Source organism: Paenirhodobacter sp., assembly GCF_050177655.1.
In the GTDB taxonomy this organism is placed as follows: Bacteria; Pseudomonadota; Alphaproteobacteria; order Rhodobacterales; family Rhodobacteraceae; genus Rhodobacter.
The window spans coordinates 19,685-40,521 of the sequence record NZ_JBFXGV010000016.1; the positions used below are offsets into that span (position 1 = coordinate 19,685).

Genomic DNA, 20,837 nt, shown 5'->3' on the forward strand with positions numbered 1-20,837 from the left:
CCGAAATACCTTCGGGGGGCGCGGGGGGCAGACAGCCCCCCGTTTCCACATCCCCAGGCACCGCGAGGCCCCCATGGAACGCACCGATACCACCGGCCTGACCCAGCTCGGCCATGCCACGACCGCCCCCGCCTCGCCCGAGGAGGCGGTGCTCGAACGCGTTCCCGCCTCCTATCCGGGCGCCGATTACCTCGTGCGCTTCACCGCGCCCGAGTTCACCTCGCTCTGCCCGATGACCGGTCAGCCCGATTTCGCCCATATCGTGATCGACTACATCCCGGGCGAGTGGCTGGTCGAAAGCAAGTCGCTGAAACTCTACCTCGCAAGCTTCCGCAACCACGGCGCCTTCCACGAGACCTGCTCGGTCGCGATCGCGATGCGACTGGTCGAACTGCTCGCGCCGAAATGGCTGCGCATCGGCGCCTATTGGTATCCGCGCGGCGGCATCCCGATCGACGTCTTCTGGCAGACCGGCACCCCGCCCGAGGGCGTCTGGATCCCCGATCAGGGCGTCGCGCCCTATCGCGGCCGCGGCTGAGGGCTTGCGCGCCGCCGCCTCCCGAGGCAGCCTCTCCGAAGGGAGATCAGGGAGGGTTTCATGGGCGATGGATTTCGCTATGGCGCGGTGATGCTGGCCGCGGGGATCGGGATTCCGGTGCTCGCCGCGCTCAACGCGCAGCTTGGCAGCAGGATCGGCTCGCCGGTGGTGGCGGCGGTGGTGCTGTTTTGCGTGGCGCTCACCGGTGCGGTGGTGGTGATGCTGGCCTCGGCCGGGCCCTCGGCACTTGCCCATGTGCCGACGCAGCCGCGCCATCTGTTCCTCGCCGGGCTGCTCGTCTGTTTCTACGTGCTCTCCGTCACCTTCGTCGCGCCGAAATTCGGGGTCGGCAATGCGGTCTTCTTCGTGCTGATGGGGCAGATGATCTCCGCCGCGCTGATCGACCAGTTCGGCCTGTTCGGCGCGATCGCGCGCCCCGTCACTGCGCTGCGCGGCACCGGGATCGGGCTGATGGGGATCGGGCTTTTCCTGATCCAGCGCGGCTGAGGCTTGACCCGCGCGGGCAGGCGGCCTAGAGGCCCGGCCCATGAGTGACGAGAGCGACATCCCCGAAGGCGAAGACGCCGCCCCCCGCCCGGAGTGGCGCAATTTCTATGGCCGCCGCTCGGGCAAGACGATGCGGGCGAGCCAGAAGACCTATCTGAGCGAAGACCTCGCGAGTCTGACGCCGCAGGGGATCTCGGCCGCCGACAACCCCGCGCGCGAGGTGATCGACCCGGCCTCGATCTTCGGCAATGACGCGCCGGTCTGGCTCGAGGTGGGCTTCGGCGGCGGCGAGCATCTGGTGCATATGGCCGCAACCTACCCGGGCGTGAACCTGATCGGCTGCGAGCCCTTCATCAACGGCGTCGCGATGTTGCTCGGCAAGATCCGTCTGGCCGGGGTGACCAATCTCGCCGTCTACCCGGGCGATGCGCGCGACCTGCTCGAAGTGCTGCCCGAGGGCTGCATCGCGAAGGCCTTCCTGAACTACCCCGACCCCTGGCCGAAGCGCCGCCATCACCGCCGCCGCTTCGTCACGCAGGACCATCTGGTCCCGCTCGCCCGCGTGCTCGAACCGGGCGCCGAGTTCCGCGTTGCGACCGACATCCCCGATTACATGGATCAGGCGCTGCGCGAAGTGCCGAAGGCGGGCTTCACGCTCACCGCGCATTCGGGCACGGCCTGGGGCGACTGGATCTCGACGCGCTACGAGCAGAAGGCGCTGCGCGAGGGCCGGGTGCCCGATTACGCGACCTTCCACAAGGGCTGAGCGCGGATTCGAGTATTTGAGCCAGGAAAAAGCCCGGGGGCTTTCGCGATCTGTCGGCCTGCGCTAACAGGGGCCGAACTTTCGAGGGAGGTTTCCATGGCCGGCCACGGCGATCCGATCAAGATGACCGCGCGGCGCGGCGGCGCGCTGCAGGGCGTGGCCGAGGTGCCGGGCGACAAGTCGATCAGCCATCGCGCGCTGATCCTCGGCGCGCTTTCCGTGGGCAAGACCGAGATCACCGGCCTGCTCGAAGGGCAGGACGTGCTCGACACCGCGAAGGCGATGGCGGCCTTCGGGGCCACGGTGACGCGGCTGGGCGAAGGGCACTGGACGGTCGAGGGCGTCGGCGTCGGCGGTTTCGCCGAGCCGGAGGACGTGATCGACTGCGGCAATTCCGGCACCGGCGTGCGGCTCATCATGGGCTGCATGGCCACCTCGCCGATCTCGGCGACCTTCACCGGCGATGCGAGCCTGCGCAAGCGCCCGATGGGGCGGGTGACCGATCCGCTCGCGCTCTTCGGCGCGCGGGCCTATGGGCGTGCGGGCGGGCGGCTGCCGATGACGCTCGTCGGCGCGGCCGAGCCGGTGCCGGTCACCTACGCGACGCCGATGGCCTCCGCGCAGGTGAAATCGGCGGTGCTGCTTGCCGGGCTCAACGCGCCGGGCCAGACCGTGGTGATCGAGAAGACCGCGACGCGCGATCACACCGAACGCATGCTGCGCGGCTTCGGTGCCGAGGTCACGGTCGAGGTGACGGCCGAGGGCAACCGCATCACCCTTCAGGGCCAGCCCGAGCTCACCGCGCAAAACGTCGCGGTGCCGCGCGACCCGTCTTCGGCGGCGTTTCCGGTCTGCGCGGCGCTCTTGGTGCCCGGCTCGGAAATCCTCGTCCCCGGCGTCAGCCAGAACCCGACGCGCAACGGGCTTTTCCTGACGCTGCGCGAGATGGGCGCCGACATCGCCTTCGAGAACGAGCGCGAGGAGGGCGGCGAGCCGGTCGCCGATCTGCGCGTGCGGTTTTCCGAACTCACCGGCATCGAGGTGCCGCCAGACCGCGCGGCAAGCCAGATCGACGAATACCCGGTGCTCGCCGCCGTCGCGGCCTGTGCGCGCGGCGCCACGGTGATGCGCGGCGTGCATGAGCTGCGGGTGAAGGAAAGCGACCGGATCGACGCGATGGCGCGCGGGCTCGAGGCCTGCGGCGTGCGCGTCGAGGAGGATGACGACACGCTGATCGTGCATGGCCTCGGGCAGGGCGGCGTGCCGGGCGGCGCGACGGTGGCGACCCATCTCGACCACCGCATCGCGATGAGCTTCCTCGTGCTGGGCCTTGCCGCGCAACAGCCGATCTCGGTCGACGACGGTTCGCCGATCGCGACCTCCTTCCCGGTATTCGAACCCTTGATGCAGGCGCTCGGCGCGGGCATCCTGCGGAGCAAGTGAGAGGGCGGAAGCCTCCGGCGGGAGTATTTTCGCCAAGAAGAAAGCCGTGCGCTTTCGCGGCAGGGCTTTTCCTGGTCCAAATACTCGAAATCCGCCGGCAGATCCGGGAGCGAGGGTGACATGACATTCACAGTGGCGATCGACGGGCCGGCGGCGGCGGGCAAGGGCACGCTCAGCCGGGCTGTGGCGGCGCATTTCGGCTTTGCCCATCTCGACACCGGCGCGCTGTATCGTGCGGTGGGGGTGAAGGGCGGCGATCCGGTCGAAGCGGCGCGCAGCCTCGCGCCCGAAGACCTCGCGCGCGACGATCTGCGCACGCTCGAGGCGGGGCAGGCGGCCTCGCGCGTCGCCGTCATCCCCGAGGTGCGCCAGGCGCTGCTCGAGTTCCAGCGCGCCTTCGCACGGCGCGCGGGCGGTGCGGTGCTCGACGGGCGCGACATCGGCACGGTGATCTGCCCCGAGGCGGAGGTGAAGCTCTTCGTCACCGCCAGCCCCGAGGTCCGCGCGCATCGGCGCTGGCTCGAAGTCGGCGGCGACGAGGGCAAGGTGCTCGCCGAGGTGCGCGAGCGCGACGCGCGCGACATGAACCGGGCCGATGCGCCGCTGAAACCGGCGGCCGACGCGGTGATCCTCGACACCTCGGCGCTCTCGATCGAGGAGGCGGTCGCGCGCGCGATCACATTGATCGCAGCGGCGCGCGGCTGATCTGGACGCGGGCGCCCCGCGCGCCCATCTTGGGGGAATGATCCGCGCGTTTCTCCTGCTCCTCGCCCTCGCTACCCCGCTCGCCGCCGAGACCCGGCCCGAGGGGCTGATGTGGAACCGTTCCGGCCTGCCGCTCACGCTGCCGCTCCAGGTGCAAAGCGATCCGGGCGCCGATCTCTACCTCGAACTGTCGGTGCCCGAGACCGGGGAGGCGGTGCTTGCCGCCTATGTCCGCGGCGGCGATTTCTTTCGCGTGCTGGTGCCGCCCGGGCGCTGGGCGCTCACCTTCGCGCGCGGCACCGGCTGGCAGGGGGAGGAGGCGCTCTTCGGCCCCGCGACCGAGGTGATCGCGATCGAGCCGCCGCTCACCTTCGCCGCCGAGGCCGCGCGCAAATCGGGCTTCCTGATCGACCTGCGCGGCGGCACCGCGGCCCTGCGCGGCATCGGCCTGTGCCAGGGGATGGTGCTCGATCCCGCGAGCCTCTCGGGCGCCTTCGTGCCGCAGCCGGAGCCGCGCTTCGCGACGCCGCCGAAGCGCGATGCGGGCGGCGTGGATTTCGCCGTGCCGCGCTACGATCTGCGCGCCCGCTTCTGTGTGTCGCAGGACTGAGACGCCCGCGCCCCGGCGCGATTTTGCGCCCTATTGCAGTGGCTTGCGGATCGGATAGAGTGAGCGCCACCCTGTTTTCGGTGCCCCATGACCTTCCTTCAGCTGCTCTACCGCTCGATCCCGCGCACGCCCGATTTCGACCCTTCCGACCTCGCGATCCTGCGCGCCTCGCTGCGCAACAACGCGGCGCGGGGAATCACCGGCTATCTCTGGCGCGCGAATGGCCAGTTCTTCCAGGCGCTGCACGGCCCGGCCGAGGCGATCGAGGCGCTTTTCGCCCGCCTCGAGGCCGATCCGCGCCACCGCGATCTGGAGATCCTGCTGAAGGAGCCGGCCGAAGACGCCTCGCCCTTCCCCGACTGGTCGATGGGCTACGACCATTTCCTCGCGCTCGAACTTGACGCCGAACTCGACGAGAACGGCGCGCGCCGCCCGATCGCGGCCGAGGAGGCGCGGCAGATCTATGCGCGGATGGTCGCGGCGGCGGAGGAGGTGCGGCGCTACGGCTCGGCCTTTCCCTACGCGCGCGGCGCGGGCGAAGACGAGGCCGCCTATCTCGCGCGGCTCGACGCGAGCGCCTGACCCGCCCGGGAAGGGCCCGAAATTCCTTGCGCGCAAGGCGATTCCCGCCTATACGGCCCCCGTCCGAAGGGGGCAGGCGCAGGTCTGCACCCTGTCGGGCGTATCCAACGAAAGACCGGCGGAGCCAACCGCATGGCCAGTCAAACCATGATGTAAAGGACACCTCAGCGCATGTCGCAAAAAGCTAGCATGGAAGAATTCGAAGCCCTCCTGAACGAGAGCCTCGAGATCGACACCCCGAACGAAGGTTCGGTTGTCAAGGGCAAGGTCATCGCCATCGAGGCGGGCCAGGCCATCATCGACGTCGGCTACAAGATGGAAGGCCGCGTCGATCTGAAAGAATTCGCCAACCCGGGCGAGGCCCCCTCGATCGCCGTCGGCGACGAAGTGGAAGTGTATCTCGACCGCGTTGAAAACGCCCGTGGCGAGGCCGTGATCTCGCGCGAGAAAGCCCGCCGCGAAGAGGCCTGGGACCGTCTCGAGAAAGCCTATGCGAACGAAGAGCGCGTCGACGGCGCCATCTTCGGCCGCGTCAAGGGTGGCTTCACCGTCGATCTCGGCGGCGCCGTGGCCTTCCTGCCCGGCTCGCAGGTCGATGTCCGCCCGGTGCGCGACGCCGGCCCGCTCATGGGTCTCAAGCAGCCGTTCCAGATCCTCAAGATGGACCGTCGTCGTGGCAACATCGTTGTCTCGCGCCGCGCGATCCTCGAGGAAAGCCGCGCCGAACAGCGCGCCGAAGTCATCGGCAACCTCACCGAAGGTCAGGTCGTCGAGGGTGTGGTCAAGAACATCACCGAATACGGTGCCTTCGTTGACCTCGGCGGCGTCGACGGTCTGCTCCACGTCACCGACATGGCGTGGCGCCGCGTGAACCACCCGTCGGAGATCCTGTCGATCGGCGAGACCGTCAAGGTCCAGGTCGTCAAGATCAACAAGGAAACCCACCGCATCTCGCTCGGCATGAAGCAGCTGCAGTCGGATCCGTGGGATTCGGTCGAAGCCAAGTTCCCGATCGGTTCGGTGCACAAGGGCCGCGTCACCAACATCACCGATTACGGCGCCTTCGTGGAGCTGGAAGCCGGTGTCGAGGGTCTCGTCCACGTCTCGGAAATGTCCTGGACCAAGAAGAACGTGCACCCCGGCAAGATCGTCTCGACCTCGCAGGAGGTTGACGTCATGGTGCTCGAGATCGACACCGCGAAGCGTCGCGTTTCGCTCGGCCTCAAGCAGTGCATGCGCAACCCGTGGGAAGTCTTCGCCGAGACCCATCCGGTCGGCTCGATGATCGAAGGCGAAGTCAAGAACATCACCGAATTCGGTCTGTTCATCGGCCTCGACAACGAGATCGACGGCATGGTTCACCTCTCCGACCTGTCCTGGGACAAGCGCGGCGAGGAAGCGATCCAGGACTACCGCAAGGGCGACGTGGTCAAGGCCGCGGTCACCGAAGTGGACGTCGAGAAAGAGCGCATCTCGCTCTCGGTCAAGGCGCTCGACGCCGACACCTTCTCGGATGCGGTTGACGGCGTGAAGCGCGGCTCGGTGATCACCGTGACCGTGACCGCGATCGAAGACGGCGGCATCGAGGTCGAATACAACGGCATGAAGTCCTTCATCCGCCGTTCGGACCTCGCCCGCGACCGCGCCGACCAGCGCCCCGAGCGCTTCCAGGTTGGCGACCACGTCGACGTGCGCGTCGTCAACGTCGACAGCAAGACCCGCAAGCTCGGCGTGTCGATCAAGGCGCGCGAGATCGCCGAAGAGAAGGAAGCCGTGGAACAGTACGGCTCGTCCGACTCGGGCGCTTCGCTCGGCGATATCCTCGGCGCCGCGCTCAAGGGCCGCGAATGATCTGACCGCCTTCGGGTGGAAAACGGAGGCCCCGCCTTGCGGCGGGGCCTTTGCATTTGATTCGCTGCATCTGCACGGTTGCGCGAATGTTGGGCGCTTCCTTCGCGGCAGGGTGGTATCGCCGGGCCACGTCGCGCTGTCACATTCGGCCTGTCGCCGCCGATCACGCCAAATTCTATGCCTTTCCAAGCCTTTGCTGTTCCTCCACGGAAATTTTCTCCGTATAGTCGGGGCAAAACCGTAAGCCCGGCTGCCACCGGGGGCCCTTGGGGGGAACACGCATGATCCGGTCGGAACTGATCGCCAAGATTTCCGAAGAAAACCCGCATCTGTTTCAGCGGGACGTGGAAAAGATCGTGAACACGATCTTCGAGGAGATCATCGAGGCGATGGCGCGCGGTGATCGGGTCGAGTTGCGCGGCTTCGGCGCCTTCTCGGTGAAACGGCGCGACGCGCGCACCGGGCGCAACCCGCGCACCGGCGATGCCGTCGATGTCGAGGAAAAACACGTCCCCTTCTTCAAGACCGGCAAGCTTCTGCGCGACCGGCTGAACGGGGTGGAGGAATAAGTCATGATCCGGCTCCTGCGCTACCTGTTCCTCGCCGTTCTGGCGCTGGTGCTGATCGCGCTGGCGCTCGCCAATCGCGACGCGGTCGCGCTGCGCGTGCTGCCGCCCGAAGCGGGGGATTTCCTCGGCTTCTCCTGGACGGTGCAGCTGCCGCTCTTCCTCGTGATCTTCGCCGGCATCCTGATCGGCCTGCTGATCGGTTTCGTCTGGGAATGGCTGCGCGAGCACAAGCTGCGCTCGGGCGCGACGAAGGCGATGCGCAAGGCCGCCACGCTCGAGCGTGAGGTCGACCGGCTGAAGGCCAAGGCCGAGCCCGCGCCGAAGGACGAGGTTCTCGCCCTGCTCGAGAAACCCGCGCGCTGAGATGGTGACGATCGCCGTCAACCGTGGCCGCCCCGGCGGCGTGCGCGTGAAGATCTGCGGGCTGCGGACCGAAGCCGACCTCGCCGCCGCGGCCGAGGCGGGGGCAGGTTACATCGGCCTCGTCTTCTTCCCGAAATCGCCGCGCAACCTGAGCATTGCCGAGGCGCGCGATCTGGCGCTCGCCGCGCCCGTGGGCCTCGCCAAGGTCGGGCTTTTCGTCGATCCCTCCGATGATCTCCTGGACGCGGTGCTGGCCGAGGTGCCGCTTGACCTGCTTCAGCTCCACGGCAAGGAAAGCCCCGCGCGGGTGGCCGAGATCCGCGCGCGTCACGGCCTGCCGGTGATGAAGGCGGTGGGGGTCTCCGAGGAGGCCGACCTCGCCGCGATCGAGAGCTATGAGGCGGTGGCCGACCAGATCCTCGTCGATGCCAAGGCGCCGAAGGGCGCGGCGCTGCCGGGTGGCAACGGGCTCAGCTTCGACTGGCGGCTGATCGCCGGGCGCGACTGGGCGAAGCCCTGGATGCTTGCGGGCGGGCTGACGCCCGAGAACGTGGCCGAGGCGGTGCGCCTGACCGGCGCGGCGCAGGTCGATGTCAGCTCGGGCGTGGAAAGCGCGCCGGGGGTGAAGGACGCCGCGCGCATTGCCGCCTTTGTCCGCGCCGCGCGCGAAGGCTGAGCGGGCAGGGGGCTCTGCCCCCGTCCTGCGGACTCCCCCGGGATATTTCGCCACTTTGGAAGCTCTGAACTTTACCACCGGGGGCGGGCGCGCTATCTCCGTTGGCGAGATTTGCGCGAGGTGAGACGATGGCCGAAGACCTTCCCAACAGCTACATGACGGGCCCGGACGAGAACGGGCGCTTCGGCATCCACGGCGGGCGGTTCGTTTCCGAGACGCTGATGCCGCTGATCCTCGAGCTCGAGGCGCAATACGAACATGCCAAGACCGACCCGGAGTTCTGGGCCGAGATGGACTATCTCTGGAAATATTACGTCGGCCGGCCCTCGCCGCTCTATTTCGCCGAGCGGCTGACGACGGAGCTCGGTGGCGCGAAGATCTACCTCAAGCGCGAGGAGCTGAACCACACCGGCGCGCACAAGATCAACAACGTGCTCGGCCAGATCCTGCTTGCGCGGCGGATGGGCAAGACCCGGATCATCGCCGAGACCGGCGCCGGTCAGCATGGCGTGGCGACGGCGACGGTCTGCGCCAAGTTCGGGCTGAAATGCGTCGTCTACATGGGCGCGACCGATGTCGAGCGGCAGGCGCCGAACGTCTTCCGCATGCGGCTTCTGGGCGCCGAGGTGCATCCGGTGACCTCCGGCCGCGGCACGCTGAAGGACGCGATGAACGACGCGCTGCGTGACTGGGTGACCAACGTCCGCGACACCTTCTATTGTATCGGCACGGTCGCCGGCCCCCACCCCTATCCGGCGATGGTGCGCGATTTCCAGTCGATCATCGGCAAGGAAACCCGCTGGCAGCTCGAGGAGCTCGAGGGCGAGGGCCGTCTGCCTGACACGATCATCGCCGCGGTGGGCGGTGGCTCGAACGCGATGGGGCTCTTCTATCCCTTCCTCGACGACAAGTCGGTGCGGATCATCGGGGTCGAGGCCGGCGGCCACGGCGTCGACGACCGGATGGAGCATTGCGCCTCGCTCACCGGCGGGCGCCCGGGCGTGCTGCACGGCAACCGCACCTACCTGCTGCAGGATGCCGACGGCCAGATCCTCGAAGGCCACTCGATCTCGGCCGGGCTCGATTACCCCGGCATCGGGCCCGAGCACAGCTGGCTGCACGATACCGGCCGCGCCGAATATGTCTCGATCACCGATGACGAGGCGCTCGCCGCCTTCCAGCAGCTCTGCCGCACCGAGGGGATCATCCCCGCGCTCGAATCGAGCCATGCGCTCGCCCATGTCGCGAAGATCGCGCCGGGCCTGCCGAAGGATCATATCATCGTCGTCAACCTCTCGGGCCGTGGCGACAAGGACATCTTCACCGTGGCGAAGCATCTGGGCACCGAGATCCAGGGCTGAGGGCCAGCCCCGGCACGATCTGCCCAAGGGGCAAGCGGGGCGCGACGGGAAACCGTCGCGCCCCTTGCCATAAACCTAGGTTTATGAGGGGTGCATCCGGGTATTTTTGTCGGGTTTACGCCCTGCGACCGATTGGCCTTCCCTGCGCGTCATGGTTAATCGGAGGGGTCGCTTTCCCCAGAGGCGACGGTGCCGCTGCGGAGCGTAATCCCCACTCACGACCGCAGCGGCCCTCATCCCCTTCCCATGCGCGGGCGGGGCCCGGTCGACAGCTCTTCGGAGCCGTCGTGGTTGGCGCAGACGGATTTCGCGCGCATACTGGTCGGGTGGGCCCCTTGCCTGGGGTTTCGCAATCGCAGGAGGGGCGCAGATGCGCGCTTTTCTCATCTCTCTCGGCCTGACGCAGCTCCTCCTCTGGGGCGGCGCCTCGACGGCCAACGCCGATCGCGCGGAGGAAATCGTCGCCCGCCTGCGCGCCGAGGGGTATCAGCAGGTCGATGTTTCCCGCACCTGGCTCGGCCGGCTGCGGATCCTGGCCGAGGGGCCACAGGGCGCGCGCGAGATCGTCGTCGATCCCCGCAACGGAGAGGTTCTGCGCGACTATGCCGCGCCGTCAGCCGCCGCTGAGGGGCTTTTCGCTCCGCCGCCGGGCGCCGGGGGCACGGGGGCGAACCGTCCGCCGCCGCCGGGCGGCGCCCGCCCGGATCGTCCCCCGGGGCGGCCGGGACCGGACAGAGGAGCGCCGGATGCCCGCTGAGCGTCACCGCCACAGGCATCCGTTCCGCCGCATCGCGCTGTTCGTGCTGTTCTTCGTTCAGGCCGTTTCGGCGCTGTTCTTCGTGTCCGACATCCTCTTCACCGTGCTCGGCATCAATATCCGGCCGATCAACTGGCACGCGCATGAGCTGCTCGAGATCTGCGCCGCCTTCGGCCTCGTGGCCGGGCTGATCCTCGGCGGGCAGGCGCTTTTGCGGGCCGAGCGCGAGGCCGCCTCGGCGCAGGAACGGCTGCGCCGCGCCGCGCTCGCCTTTGCCGAGCTGGTCGACGAGCGTTTTGCCGAATGGCGCCTCACCGGGGCCGAGCGCGAGGTGGCGCTTTTCGTGCTCAAGGGCCTCTCCACCGCCGAGATCGCCGGGCTGCGCGCGACCTCCGAGGGGACGGTGAAAGCGCAGACCGCCGCGATCTACCGCAAGGCGGAGGTCGCCGGGCGCGGCCAGCTGATGAGCCTCTTCATCGAGGATCTGATGGATGACGAGGAAAACCCCGCGCGCCACGCGCTTGCCGGCAGGCCGAAGCCGCAGTTGCGGGTGGCGGAATAGCCCGCGGCGGGGCGCCCGGGGGCAGGCGCGCCCGGGTCAGGGGCGCTCGGTCTTCTTCTTTTTCTTCTTCTTGGTGCCGCGGTCGGCATCGGCCGCCATCACCTCGGCAAGCGTCTCGGCATCGCTGCGGGTGAGCCGGGCCATCCAGTCGCCCGCCGTCTCCGCCATCTCCGCCAGCGCGGCGAGCCGCGGCTCCTCCGGAGCGGCGGCCTCGAGGGCGGCGATGCGGTCGATCAGCGGCGCGATCTCGCGGCGGTGGCGCTCGGCCACCAGCGCGCGCAGGAGCGCCCAGGGGCTGGCCTCGGCGGTGAAGAAATCCCGCCGCGATCCGGGAGAGCGCGCCACCTGCACGAGGCCGGCGAGGCGCAGCTCCTTGAGCGCGACGGAGACATTCGAGCGCGAAAGCCCCAGGCCGGCGACGAGATCGTCGGCGGAGGGCGCCTGCGCCGCGCGCCAGATCGCGGCGAGGCAGTGCCCGGCGGCCCGGCTCAGCCCGAAACGGGGGGCAATCTCGGCAAAGAGCCGGGCGAGTTCGGCCTGCGTGTCGCTGCTCATGGGAACCTCCTTTTGTCCCGTTCTAGCAGCGCTTTGCGGCCTTGTCTTGTGCAACGCCGGGGCGTCGTCTCACTTGGCGAGGCAGCCGGTCAGCGTGTCGGCCAGCCCCTGCATCAGCGCGGCGTAAAGGCCCGGGCCATAGGGCAGGGCCGAGCCCGAGGGATCGAGCGCGCCACCGAGCTTCACCCCGGTGCCATCGAGCAGCAGCGTGAGCTGCTTCGGATCGTGCTGCGCTTCGGGGAAGGCACAGACGATCTTGTCCGACTTCAGCTCGGCGCGCAGCTCGGCGATATGGGCCGCGCCCGGATCGGTCGCGTCGCCAAGCGCCAGCGCCTCGGGCGCCATCAGCCCGTAATGGTCGACGAAATAGCCATAGGCGGCGTGGAACACGACGAAACGGCGGTCCTTCACCGGGGCGAGCTCGGCCGTCAGCTTCGCGTCGAGATCGGCGATCGAGGCCGCGGCCGCCGTCGCATTGGCGCGATAGGTTTCGGCATGCTCCGGATCTTGCTTGGCCAGCGCCTCGGCGATCACGCCGAGCCAGTGCTCGGCATTGGCCGGGTCGAGCCAGGCGTGGGGGTCGAGGCCGGAGTGGTGGTGATGCTCCTCGCCCTCACCCTCGTGGTCGTCGTGATCCCCGGCCTCGGTCTCGGCGGCGTGGTCGTCATCGTCGTCGTCATGCGCGCCGGCGGGGAAGTCCTGCCGATGCGTGCCGGGATCGGCCAGAAGCGCGATCTGCACCCCTTTCGGCGCCGTCGCATCCAGCGCGCGGTCCAGCCAGGGCGTCATCTCCGGCCCGACCCAGAACACAAGATCTGCCCCTTCGAGCGCGCGCAGCTGCGAGGGCTTGAGTTGATAGGTATGGGCATTGCCCCCCTGTTCGAGCAGCACCGCCGGCGAACCGAGATCCCCCATCACCTGCGCGGCGAGCGACTGCACCGCGGGCAGATCGGTCACCACCTGCGGCACTTCGGCGAATGCGGGGAGGGGGGCGAGCAGGGACAGCAGGGCGAATGACGAAAGCTTGTGCATCTTGGGCCTCTCTTGTGGATCGGGAGCCGGTTATCTATGTTATATCGTAACAGGTCAAGACGAATGTGATATTGTAACATGTCCGAGGTCGATCACGAAACCGGCACGCAGGGGGCCGCCGCGCCGGGCGGTGACGCCGCGCGCGCCTTTGCCGAGCACGATCACGCGCATTGCGCGGGCGACACGCTCGCGCGGGCGGAGGCGGAGGCGGCGCGCCGCGGCGCGCGGCTGACCCCGGTGCGCAAGCGCGCGCTCGAGATCTTGCTCGAGGCGCATCGCGCGATGGGCGCCTATGAAATGCTCGACCGGCTCGCGGCGGAGGGCTTCGGCAACCAGCCGCCCGTCGCCTATCGCGCGCTCGAATTCCTCGTCGAGAACGGGCTCGCGCATCGCGTGCGCCGACTCAACGCCTTTGCCGCCTGCATGCACCCGGGCGAGGTGCATGCGCCGGTCTTCCTGATCTGCCGCGAATGCGATGCGGTGGCCGAGGCCGCCGCCGCGCCGGTGCGCGCCGCGCTCGACAGCGCCGGGGCCGCGTGCGGCTTCACCGTCGAGCGCGCCAATATCGAGGCGCTCGGCCTTTGCGCCGCCTGCCGCGCGCGGGCCGAAGCCGAAGAGGAAACCCGATGACCCCGCTGATCGAGGCGAAGGGCCTCACCGTGCGCCACGGCGAGGTGGCGGTGCTCGACCAGATCGGCTTTGCCATCGCGCCGGGCGAGATCGTCACCGTGGTCGGGCCGAACGGCTCGGGCAAGTCGACGCTGATCCGCGCGCTGATCGGGCTCGAACCCTCGGCGACCGGGGCGGTCATTCGCCGCCCGGGCCTGGTGATCGGCTATGTCCCGCAAAAGCTCCATGTCGATGCGAGCCTGCCGCTTTCGGTGCGCCGCTTCCTGTCGCTGCCGCGCCGGGTGAGCGATGCCGACGCCGAAGCGGCGCTCGCCCGCACCGGTGTCGCCGGGCTTGGCGCGCGCGCGCTCGCACGGCTTTCGGGCGGGCAGTTCCAGCGCGTCCTGCTTGCGCGGGCGTTGCTCAGCCGGCCCGACATCCTGATCCTCGACGAGCCGACGCAGGGCCTCGACCAGCCCGGCACCGCCGCCTTCTACAAGCTGATCGAGGAGGTGCGGGCCACAACAGGTTGTGCCGTGCTGATGGTCAGCCACGATCTACATGTGGTGATGTCGGCCTCCGACCGGGTGCTTTGCCTCAATGGCCATGTCTGCTGCCAGGGCACGCCGCAGGTGGTGTCGGAGGCGCCGGAATATCGCGCGCTCTTCGGCATGGGCACGCAGGGCGCCTTCGCGCTTTACCGCCATGTCCATGACCACGACCACGAGCAGGACGAGGGCCACGGCCACGATCACGCCCATCCCCACGGCGCCCATCCGCACGAGAGCCATCATGCTTGACGATTTCCTGATCCGGGCCGCGCTTGCCGGGGTTGGCCTGACGCTCGCGACCGGGCCGCTCGGCTCCTTCGTGGTCTGGCGCCGGATGGCCTATTTCGGCGACGCCACCGCCCATGCCGCGATTCTCGGCGTGGCGCTTTCCTTCGGCTTCGGCCTCTCGATCTACGCCGGCACGCTCGCCGTCGCGCTCGGCATGGGGATCACCGTGGCGACGCTGGCAAGCCGCGGCCATGCGATGGACACCGTGCTCGGCGTGCTCGCCCATTCCGCGCTGGCCTTCGGCCTCGTCGCGGCCTCCTTCATCTCCGGGCTGCGGGTCGATCTGAGCGCCTTTCTCTTCGGCGACATCCTTGCCGTCAGTCGCGCCGATCTCGGCATCATCTGGGGCGGCGCGGCGCTGGTCGCGGGGCTGCTCGCCTGGCGCTGGCAGGGGCTGCTCACCGCGACGGTGAACGAGGAACTCGCCCAGGCCTCCGGCCTCGACCCGAAGCGCGAGCAATTCGTGCTCACCCTCGCGCTCGCGCTGACCGTCGCCGTGGCGCTGAAGATCGTCGGCGCGCTGCTGATCGCGGCGCTGCTCATCATCCCCGCCGCCGCCGCCCGCCAGCCCGCGCGCAGCCCCGAGGCGATGGCACTCGGCGCAAGCGCGGTCGGCAGCCTCTCGGTGCTGGCCGGGCTCGCGGCCTCGCTCACCTGGGACACGCCCGCCGGCCCCTCGATCGTGGCCGCGGCGGCGGTGATCTTCGCGGTCTCGCTGCTGTTCCGGGTGAAAGGCTAGGGGGCGCTGCCCCCGTCCGCTGACGCGGACTCCCCCGGGATATTTGGGCGCTTTGGAAACGCTCAGACTTCCAAAGTGTCCAAATATCCCTGGGGGAGGCGAAGCCGGGGGGCGGCGCCCCCCGATGCTGCCGGGCTCAGCGCCCGACGCTGGTATAGGCCTCGAAACCGGCCTTCTTCGCGTCCTTCGCGTTGTAGATATTGCGCAGATCCGCCATCCGGGGCGTGGCCATCTTCTTCGCGAGCTTCTTCAGATCCAGCGCGCGGAACTCGTTCCACTCGGTCAGGATCACCACGCAATCGGCCTTTTGCGCCGCCTTGTAGGCGTCGTCCATCCAGTGCACGCCGGGCAGCAGGTGTTCGCCCTCGCGTTCGCCCTGCGGATCGACGACTCGCAGCTTCGCCCCGGCGCCCACCAGCGCGGGCACGATGGTGAGCGCGGGCGCGTCGCGCATGTCGTCGGTGTTCGGCTTGAAGGTGACGCCGAAGATCGCGATCGCCTTGCCGTTGACCGAGCCGTCGCAGAGATCGACGATCTTGTCGACCATCCGGCGCTTCACCTCTTCATTGACCTTGATCACCGTCTCGGTGATCTGCATCGGCACGGAATGATCCTGCCCCATGCGGGCGAGCGCCTGGGTGTCCTTCGGGAAGCAGGAGCCGCCGTAACCGGGCCCCGCATGCAGGAACTTGTTGCCGATGCGCCCGTCGAGCCCCATCCCGCGCGAGACTTCCTTCACGTCGGCGCCGACCTTCTCGCAAAGCCGCGCGATCTCGTTGATGAAGGTGATCTTCGTCGCGAGGAAGGCGTTCGCGGCGTATTTGATCATCTCCGCGGTCTCGAGATCGGTGTAGAGGATCGGGAATTCGCGCAGGAAGAGAGGGCGGTAGATCTCGCCCATGACCTCCTGGCCGCGCTCCGAGGTGGTGCCGACGACGACCCGGTCGGGGCGCATGAAATCGTCGATCGCCGCGCCCTCGCGCAGGAATTCCGGGTTCGAGGCGACGTCGAATTCGGCATCGGGGCGCGCCTTGCGGATCACCTGCCGCACCTGGCGGTTGGTGCCCACCGGCACCGTCGATTTCGTCACCACGACGGTATAGCCGGTCATCGCGCCGGCGATTTCCTCGGCCGCCGCCATCACATAGCTCAGATCGGCATGGCCGTCGCCGCGCCGCGTCGGCGTGCCGACCGCGATGAAGACCGCATCGGCCCCGTCCACCGCCGCCTTCAGATCGCCGGTGAAGCTCAGCCGCCCCGCCGCCACGTTCTTCGCCATCAGCGCATCGAGCCCGGGCTCGTAGATCGGCACCTCGCCGCGTTCCAGCATCTCGATCTTGCGCGGATCCTTGTCCACGCAGACGACCTCATGGCCGAAATCCGAGAAGCAGACCCCCGAGACAAGCCCGACATAGCCGGTTCCGATCATTGCGATCTTCATCGTGACAATCCTTTTTCTTTGCCGGCGGGAGAGTCGAGCCTCGCGCGCGTGAAGTCAACGCGGCTATGCGCCCAAGTCGTAGAAAATAGGGCGGTTTTCGGAAGTTTCGCATTTCCGACATGGCGATATGACGTTTTCGGCAAAGCTTCGCCGATGGCGGCGGGCAAGCCTTGCGAAACTGCAACACTTCGCGCCTGCAGAACCGGATACCCCAAGATTTCCCCTTTGCAATTAGCGGTGCATGTGCCACCTTCCGCCCGAAGCTGCCATGCACGGCGGCTCTCTACAGTAATGACGGAGATTACTATGAAAAAACTCGCTATCATCGCCCTGGCCGCTGGCCTCTCGGCTTCGACCGCTTTCGCCGGCGGCTACACCGCTCCGGTCGTCGAGGCCGAGCCGGTTGTCGTCAAGGGCAACTCGTCGTCGAACGCCGGCATCCTGATCCCGGCGCTGCTGCTCGTCGGCATCGCGGTCGCCGCGTCGTCGAACTAATTCCGACTCCCGCAAGGGTTTCGGTGGGGCCGGAAAGCATGCGCTTTCCGGCCCTGTTCTTTTCAGATCGCGTAGCGCGCCACACAGCGCCCGCAGGAGAGACGGCAAAGGCGCGCCCTGGGGCGCGCCTTGCGTTTTCGGAAGGGGAAGGGGCTGGCGGCACCCGGGCGGCTCAGCGGCCGTCTCAGGCGCTCTCGCGCCCGGTCAGGGGCGCACCGTCTGGATCGTGACGAAGCCGATCTCCGGCCCGATCCACTGCCGCGAGGAGAGCACCGCGCCGCTCGCCGCGACGATGAAAGTGTCGTCGAAAGCATAGCTGCCCGAGGTGGTGCAATGCGCCGCCATCTGCGTGCCGCTCCAGCTCTGGCCGGCGAAAGGATAGCTCTGCGCCGGGCCGGGGGTGACGGTGCAGCGCATCGGCACCGGCCGCTCGTGGCCCAGCCCGTCGAGATAGCGCAGCGTATAGTCCACGGTGCCCGCGCGCCGTCCGCGCACCAGCGCGCCGAGCGCATCGACCTCGCCCGACATCACGTCGAAGCCGAAACCGCGGCTGCCCGTCACCATGCCGCCGCGCAGGATCAGCGCCTGCGAGGCGGGGGAGGCATAGGTCCGCATCGTGCCGTTCTCGCCGGTCAGCCCGAAAATCGTGGTGCGGTTCAGGCTCTCGAAATTGGCAAGGATCAGCGGGCCCTTGTTGTCCTCGAGCGCCTGGCGCGCCATGGTTTCCGCATCGGGGCCGGGTTCGGCCTTGCCGCGGTGGAAGATGCCGGAGAACATCCGGCCGATCTCGCCACTGGCGAGGCGGGTGCTCTCGGTGGTGCGGGCATCGCTGCCGCAGCCGGCCAGCGCGCCGCCAAGGGCCAGCGCGAGACACGCGGTCAGCGCCGCGCGCGCCTTCGGGCGGATCATCGCCAGAACCTCCCCCAGCTCGCGTAGAGATCGCCCGATTGCGCCCCCCGCACCGTGTCGTAAAGCCGCCCGTCGATGTCGAGTCGCGCGCCGCCGTCGCGTTGCAGCGGCCGGATCGTGGTCGAAAGCTTGTTGACCGAGGGTTTGCCGGTGGTCCAGGCGACCGGGATCGTCAGCCGGATGCCCTTGTCGAAGGAGCCCTCGCCGAAGGTCTTGGTCGACATGTCGGTGAGGGTGGCGAAGGCGCCGACCTTCCAGCCGTTCTCGAACTCGCGGTCGAGCGAGAGCGTCGCGCCCCAGTCCTGCGCGAGATAGCGGCCGACGTCGAGCTCGCCGACATAGCCCTTGCCGAAATCGTAATAGGCCGAGGCATGGCCGGTCACGGTGGAATAGCTCTGGAAGCCGAAATGCTGGTCGAAGTCGCGCTGCTTGACCCAGTTCGCCTCGACCCCGAGGGCGAGCCGGCTGTCGACCGGCTTCCACAGCACCTCGCCCGAGACGCCGCCATACATCCGCTCGAGATAGCCGGCGGTGACGCGGGTGTAGATATTCGAGGCCGGGTGCATGTAATAGGCGAGCTGCAGGTTCTGCAGCGCCAGATCGCCATGCTTCTGATACTCGACGAGATCGGAGCGCACATGCGGCGCGAGCGAATCGGAGACGCGGGTCGAATCACCGAGATTGCCGAAGGCCTTCTGCCGCACGAGGCCCGAGAGCACGAAGCCCGGCGCGAATTCGTAGCGCGCCGAAAGCGCCAGCCCGACATCGAGGCGGAACGGATCGTCCGGGTCGAAGATCGAGGCCTCGGCATAGGGCGTCGCCGCCCATTCGAAGCGCGGGAACAGCCCCTCGGTGCGCACCAGATCGGGGTTCGGCGCCACTTCTGTGATCGGCGAGGCCGCCAGGATCTCGCCCGAGCGGGTGTTTTCCAGCCGCTCCAGATCCGAGCGGCGGAAGGTGATCGAGGAGACCGGCATGCCGCGCTCGACCGAGGTGACGACGATCGTCTCGACCGAGGAGGGCAGGGCGCGGGTGGCGACGCGGGCGACATGGCCGATCGCCTGCGGCTGCGCGCCATAGGTCTCGTTCTGCACCCGCAGCTCGGCGCGGGTCTTCGTCAGCGACATCGACTGCAGGATCTGGCCGTCCTTGCGCAGGCTGTCGGCGAGCACCTTCTGGATCACCGGCCGCGCGGTGGGATCGGCGGTCCAGGCGCCCGACCAGCCCTCCGGATCGGCGGCGGGCGAGGGGCGCGGCTTGACCGGCAGCGGCGCGCGCTCGATCCCCGAGGGGAAGGGCGGCTTGTGCGGGTCGATGTTGCGCACGAACTGGAAGCCGACCTTGGTGCCGTAGAGATAGTAGAGCTGCACCCCGAACGTGTCGCTGAACTGGTAATCGGCGGCGAAGTTCACCGAGGTGCGGCGGTTGAACCCGTCGAGCTGGGTCTCCTTGACGTAATCGTCGGAGGAATATTCCGCCTTCAGCGTCAGCTTGTCGTTGAGCTTGTAGGAGACGCCGAAGAAGGGCGCGATATCGCCCTTGAACCAGGAGCCCGAGTTGAACTTGCCGCCGGTCGAGCTGTAGTCGTAGGTCGGCCGCGTGCCCCAGCCCGAGACCCCGCCATGGGTGCCGAGCCGGCCCCAGCCGAGGCCGCCGGTGAAGCGCAGCTTCGGCCCGAAACTTTTCGTCGCGACGAGATATTCCGAGGAATAGACCCCGGTGCCGACGAAATCGCGCAGCCCCACCGCCATCGCCGGGGTGTAGCGCCCCTCGTCGAGGAACTCCCAGCGGATGTCGAAGGAGCGGTCGTAGAGCGCCTCGTAAGTGCCCGTCAGGGCGCCGCTCTTGTCCTTCTTCGGCATCAGCCCGGGCACGCGCGAGTAGCGGAAGGCGCCGGTGATCCGGGGCGCGATCTGGAACGTCAGCGTGTTGCGCATCGTGCCGTCGTTGAAGCTCATGATCGAGACGCCGAGCTCGCCGTCGGGGCGCGCCTCGGCGGTCGGCATGTCGATCAGGCCCGGCATCGCATAGGTGTTGCGGCTCTGGCCGATCAGCGGCTCGGCATGGCCCGCGGGGACAGCGGCACTCACCGCGACCGTGAAGGCCGTCATGGCCCTGGCGATCTGGCTCTTGCGCATCTTTTTCCGCGGCATCCCGTTCCCCACCTGTCGTTGCGGTCGTCGCGCCCTTTATACCGGCTTTCCCCGGCGGGGCGAGAGCGAAAGCCCGTGCCACATGCGAATCCCGGCGGTTTTGTGCCGTCTCTGCCGCGCCCTGCAGCACGGCGCCCAGTTGCGCCGCAGGCCTGGCCGCGGCGGCGGCATCCGCTGCGGCAATCTGTCAAAATGACATGTCGAAAATACATGTTATGAAATCACATATCCGGATCGAAACCCTCAGGAACCCGTCATCATGGCCCGCCCCAACCCTCCCGAGCTTCGTCGCGCTTCCGTTCCGGCGGAACAGGCCGCCCGGCATCGCCACGACCAGTCGGTGTTTCACCGGCTGCTCTCCTACCATCAGGCGATTGCGCGGCAGGTGACCGAGATCGAGGGCGGGATCGAGACGGTGACCCGCTCCGACAATCTCGAGCTCGTCGCGCTGATCCAGGATCATGCGCGGGCGATGCATCGGCGGATGGAAGAGGGGTTCGGGCTGCGCCACTGGGATCCGGCCTTCGCCGAGATCTTCGCGCAGGCCGACAAGGTCCATATGGAGATCGAGAGCCTGCCCGACGGGGTGCGGGTGCGCGAGACCTCCGAAGATCCGAACGTCATTCTGCTCATCCGCGCGCATGGCGCGGTGGTGAGCGCCTTCGTCGCCGGTGGCGCGAAGGTCGCCGCCAAGGAGAGCCCCTTGCCCGAGGCCTACAAGCGCATTGCGTCCTGACGCTTGGCCTCGACGCGAAGACCGGCGGCGCTGTCCCTC

At 68.4% G+C, this 20,837-nt stretch carries 24 protein-coding genes; 19 read left to right on the forward strand and 5 right to left on the reverse strand.

The window, feature by feature from the left end:
- Positions 1 to 73 precede the first annotated feature (73 nt).
- The 14 genes from queF to AB7U46_RS08130 all read left to right on the forward strand — a co-directional run bounded on the left by queF (position 74) and on the right by AB7U46_RS08130 (position 11,290).
- Positions 74 to 538, forward strand: a complete 465-nt coding sequence (queF, locus tag AB7U46_RS08065; protein WP_428336439.1) for a preQ(1) synthase — start codon at positions 74 to 76, stop codon at positions 536 to 538.
- Positions 539 to 598: 60 nt separating this feature from the next.
- Positions 599 to 1,045 (forward strand): DMT family transporter, encoded by a 447-nt coding sequence (locus tag AB7U46_RS08070; protein ID WP_428336440.1) that lies wholly within the window; start codon positions 599 to 601, stop codon positions 1,043 to 1,045.
- Positions 1,046 to 1,085: 40 nt separating this feature from the next.
- On the forward strand, positions 1,086 to 1,811 hold the full coding sequence (gene trmB / locus AB7U46_RS08075; RefSeq protein ID WP_428336441.1) for a tRNA (guanine(46)-N(7))-methyltransferase TrmB: 726 nt from the start codon (positions 1,086 to 1,088) through the stop codon (positions 1,809 to 1,811).
- A gap of 96 nt (positions 1,812 to 1,907) precedes the next feature.
- A complete protein-coding gene (gene aroA, locus AB7U46_RS08080) occupies positions 1,908 to 3,254 on the forward strand; it encodes a 3-phosphoshikimate 1-carboxyvinyltransferase (protein ID WP_428336442.1) in 1,347 nt (448 codons plus the stop codon).
- A 120-nt stretch (positions 3,255 to 3,374) separates the two neighbouring features.
- Positions 3,375 to 3,959: a (d)CMP kinase gene (locus AB7U46_RS08085; RefSeq protein ID WP_428336443.1), complete on the forward strand. Its 585-nt coding sequence runs from the start codon at positions 3,375 to 3,377 to the stop codon at positions 3,957 to 3,959.
- A gap of 37 nt (positions 3,960 to 3,996) precedes the next feature.
- Positions 3,997 to 4,569: a hypothetical protein gene (locus tag AB7U46_RS08090; protein WP_428336444.1), complete on the forward strand. Its 573-nt coding sequence runs from the start codon at positions 3,997 to 3,999 to the stop codon at positions 4,567 to 4,569.
- Positions 4,570 to 4,656: 87 nt separating this feature from the next.
- Complete coding sequence (locus AB7U46_RS08095; protein WP_428336445.1) at positions 4,657 to 5,151, forward strand: BLUF domain-containing protein; 495 nt, start codon at positions 4,657 to 4,659, stop codon at positions 5,149 to 5,151.
- Positions 5,152 to 5,322: 171 nt separating this feature from the next.
- The gene (rpsA, locus tag AB7U46_RS08100; protein ID WP_428336446.1) at positions 5,323 to 7,002 is read left to right on the forward strand and encodes a 30S ribosomal protein S1; all 1,680 of its coding nucleotides are present in this window, start codon (positions 5,323 to 5,325) and stop codon (positions 7,000 to 7,002) included.
- A 281-nt stretch (positions 7,003 to 7,283) separates the two neighbouring features.
- Positions 7,284 to 7,571, forward strand: a complete 288-nt coding sequence (gene ihfB, locus AB7U46_RS08105; RefSeq protein ID WP_428336447.1) for an integration host factor subunit beta — start codon at positions 7,284 to 7,286, stop codon at positions 7,569 to 7,571.
- 3 nt (positions 7,572 to 7,574) lie between these two features.
- Positions 7,575 to 7,934, forward strand: coding sequence for a LapA family protein (locus AB7U46_RS08110; RefSeq protein ID WP_428336448.1), 360 nt, complete (start codon positions 7,575 to 7,577; stop codon positions 7,932 to 7,934).
- Between the two features lies 1 nt (position 7,935).
- Complete coding sequence (locus tag AB7U46_RS08115) at positions 7,936 to 8,610, forward strand: phosphoribosylanthranilate isomerase (protein WP_428336449.1); 675 nt, start codon at positions 7,936 to 7,938, stop codon at positions 8,608 to 8,610.
- 128 nt (positions 8,611 to 8,738) lie between these two features.
- On the forward strand, positions 8,739 to 9,971 hold the full coding sequence (trpB, locus tag AB7U46_RS08120) for a tryptophan synthase subunit beta (RefSeq protein WP_428336450.1): 1,233 nt from the start codon (positions 8,739 to 8,741) through the stop codon (positions 9,969 to 9,971).
- Between the two features lie 370 nt (positions 9,972 to 10,341).
- Positions 10,342 to 10,728 (forward strand): hypothetical protein, encoded by a 387-nt coding sequence (locus AB7U46_RS08125; protein ID WP_428336451.1) that lies wholly within the window; start codon positions 10,342 to 10,344, stop codon positions 10,726 to 10,728.
- The gene (locus AB7U46_RS08130; RefSeq protein WP_428336452.1) at positions 10,718 to 11,290 is read left to right on the forward strand and encodes a LuxR C-terminal-related transcriptional regulator; all 573 of its coding nucleotides are present in this window, start codon (positions 10,718 to 10,720) and stop codon (positions 11,288 to 11,290) included. The genes AB7U46_RS08125 and AB7U46_RS08130 overlap by 11 nt, the downstream gene beginning before the upstream one ends.
- 36 nt (positions 11,291 to 11,326) lie before the next feature.
- Here AB7U46_RS08130 and AB7U46_RS08135 read toward each other — a convergent pair whose 3' ends face one another.
- Complete coding sequence (locus tag AB7U46_RS08135; protein WP_428336453.1) at positions 11,327 to 11,845, reverse strand: GbsR/MarR family transcriptional regulator; 519 nt, start codon at positions 11,843 to 11,845, stop codon at positions 11,327 to 11,329.
- A gap of 69 nt (positions 11,846 to 11,914) precedes the next feature.
- On the reverse strand, positions 11,915 to 12,877 hold the full coding sequence (locus AB7U46_RS08140; RefSeq protein WP_428336454.1) for a zinc ABC transporter substrate-binding protein: 963 nt from the start codon (positions 12,875 to 12,877) through the stop codon (positions 11,915 to 11,917).
- Positions 12,878 to 12,955: 78 nt separating this feature from the next.
- Here AB7U46_RS08140 and AB7U46_RS08145 point away from each other — a divergent pair, with 78 nt between their 5' ends.
- Genes AB7U46_RS08145 through AB7U46_RS08155 form a run of 3 tightly spaced genes read left to right on the forward strand, consistent with a single transcriptional unit; the run spans position 12,956 to position 15,064 of the window.
- Positions 12,956 to 13,507 carry a Fur family transcriptional regulator gene (locus AB7U46_RS08145; protein ID WP_428336455.1) on the forward strand — a complete coding sequence of 184 codons (552 nt, stop codon included), beginning with the start codon at positions 12,956 to 12,958 and terminating at the stop codon, positions 13,505 to 13,507.
- Entirely contained in the window at positions 13,504 to 14,286 is a 783-nt protein-coding gene (locus tag AB7U46_RS08150; RefSeq protein ID WP_428336456.1) for an ATP-binding cassette domain-containing protein, read from the forward strand. Before AB7U46_RS08145 ends, AB7U46_RS08150 begins: the two co-directional genes overlap by 4 nt.
- The gene (locus AB7U46_RS08155) at positions 14,279 to 15,064 is read left to right on the forward strand and encodes a metal ABC transporter permease (RefSeq protein WP_428336457.1); all 786 of its coding nucleotides are present in this window, start codon (positions 14,279 to 14,281) and stop codon (positions 15,062 to 15,064) included. The genes AB7U46_RS08150 and AB7U46_RS08155 overlap by 8 nt, the downstream gene beginning before the upstream one ends.
- A gap of 136 nt (positions 15,065 to 15,200) precedes the next feature.
- Here AB7U46_RS08155 and AB7U46_RS08160 read toward each other — a convergent pair whose 3' ends face one another.
- Positions 15,201 to 16,505, reverse strand: a complete 1,305-nt coding sequence (locus AB7U46_RS08160; RefSeq protein ID WP_428336458.1) for a UDP-glucose dehydrogenase family protein — start codon at positions 16,503 to 16,505, stop codon at positions 15,201 to 15,203.
- Positions 16,506 to 16,811: 306 nt separating this feature from the next.
- Between AB7U46_RS08160 and AB7U46_RS08165 the strand changes: the two genes are divergently transcribed.
- Positions 16,812 to 17,000: a hypothetical protein gene (locus AB7U46_RS08165; protein ID WP_428336459.1), complete on the forward strand. Its 189-nt coding sequence runs from the start codon at positions 16,812 to 16,814 to the stop codon at positions 16,998 to 17,000.
- 204 nt (positions 17,001 to 17,204) lie between these two features.
- On the opposite strand, the gene AB7U46_RS08170 is transcribed toward AB7U46_RS08165, so the two are convergent.
- Positions 17,205 to 17,909 carry a YjbF family lipoprotein gene (locus AB7U46_RS08170; RefSeq protein WP_428336460.1) on the reverse strand — a complete coding sequence of 235 codons (705 nt, stop codon included), beginning with the start codon at positions 17,907 to 17,909 and terminating at the stop codon, positions 17,205 to 17,207.
- Complete coding sequence (locus tag AB7U46_RS08175) at positions 17,906 to 20,062, reverse strand: YjbH domain-containing protein (protein ID WP_428336461.1); 2,157 nt, start codon at positions 20,060 to 20,062, stop codon at positions 17,906 to 17,908. Before AB7U46_RS08175 ends, AB7U46_RS08170 begins: the two co-directional genes overlap by 4 nt.
- Before the next feature lie 259 nt (positions 20,063 to 20,321).
- Here AB7U46_RS08175 and AB7U46_RS08180 point away from each other — a divergent pair, with 259 nt between their 5' ends.
- A complete protein-coding gene (locus tag AB7U46_RS08180; protein WP_428336462.1) occupies positions 20,322 to 20,798 on the forward strand; it encodes a hypothetical protein in 477 nt (158 codons plus the stop codon).
- The last annotated feature ends 39 nt before the right edge of the window (positions 20,799 to 20,837 follow it).